Genomic DNA, 1,354 nt, shown 5'->3' with positions numbered 1-1,354 from the left:
GCCTCCAGGGGCACGCCGGGGGCGGCAAGGGGCGCGGCGGCCGGCGTGAACGAATGCGCGAAGAGTGCGCAGCGGGGGCGACCGCCGAAACGGTCGCCCCCGCCTGATCATCGCGGCTCAGCCGCTGCTTTCAGTCCCGGCCCCTCAGAACTGGAGCGCCCAGGAGTCGATCTTTCCGGTGTCGATGTTCGCGAGGTCCGCGACCCGGAGCTTCCAGACACCGTTGGCGACCTCGGCAGAGGCGTTCACCGTGAAGGTCTGGATGATGTTGTCCGCGCTGCCGCCCGTGCGGTTGCGCAGGTTGTAGACGGTGCCGTCGGGGGCGACCAGGTCGACCCTGAGGTCACCGACGTAGGTGTGCTTGATGTCGACCGGGACGCTCAGCGTGGCCGGGGCGTTGCCGGAGATCCCGCTGACGGTGATCGGCGACTCGACGGTGGCGTTGTCGTTGATCGCGTAGTCGGTGGTGTTCTCGAAGCGGGTGCCCGGGTTCGGCGGGGTGGTGGAGTTCCCGACGTTGAGCAGGCGGTTCGGGGATCCGGTGCCGGGGCTGGTCACGACGTTCGGTGTGGCCGCGTTGACCAGGGCCGTGGCGACCTGGGCCGGAGTGGCCGTCGGGTTGGCCGCGAGGTGGAGTGCGGCGGCGCCGACGACGTGCGGGGTCGCCATCGAGGTGCCCGAGATGGTGTTCGTGGCGGTGTCGCCGGTGCCCCAGGAGGAGGTGATGCTGGAGCCGGGGGCGAACAGGTCCAGGACCGTGCCGTAGTTGGAGTAGCTCGCCTTGGCGTCGCTGCTGGTCGTGGCGCCGACGGTGATGGCCTCGGTCACGCGGGCCGGGGACTTGGTGCTCGCGTTGGTGGACTCGTTGCCCGCGGCGACGCCGTACGTGATGCCGGAGGCTATGGAGTTGCGCACGGCGGTGTCGAGCGCGGAGTCCGCGCCGCCGCCGAGCGACATGTTGGCCACGGCCGGCTTGACGGCGTTGCGGGTCACCCAGTCGATGCCCGCGACGACCTGCGCGGTGGTGCCGGAGCCGTTGTTGTCGAGCACGCGGACGCCGACGATCCGGGCCTTCTTGGCCACGCCGTACGCGCTGCCCGCGACGGTGCCCGCGACGTGGGTGCCGTGGCCGTGGCCGTCCTGGGCCGTGTTGTCGTTGTCGATGGCGTCGAAGCCGTCGGAGGCTCGGCCGCCGAAGTCCTGGTGCGTCTTGCGGACGCCGGTGTCGATGATGTAAGCCGTGACGCCCTCGCCGGCCTTGTCCGGGTAGGTGTAGCTCTGGTTCAGCGGGAGCGCCTGCTGATCGATCCGGTCCAGGCCCCAGGAGGGCGGGCGGTCCCTTAAAAAAATGAGA

1 protein-coding gene is annotated in these 1,354 nt (G+C 70.2%); it reads right to left on the bottom strand.

Going from position 1 to position 1,354, the window contains the following annotated elements:
* Window positions 1–144: 144 nt before the first annotated feature.
* Window positions 145–1,354 (bottom strand): S8 family serine peptidase (locus PV721_RS43380; protein WP_319734383.1); only part of this gene is annotated, 1,210 nt, incomplete at its 5' end.

This window comes from Streptomyces sp. MB09-01, assembly GCF_033794505.1.
Lineage (GTDB): Bacteria > Actinomycetota > Actinomycetes > Streptomycetales > Streptomycetaceae > Streptomyces.
The sequence above is the reverse complement of the archived record's forward strand: the minus strand, read 5'-3'. Positions and strand labels throughout refer to the sequence as shown.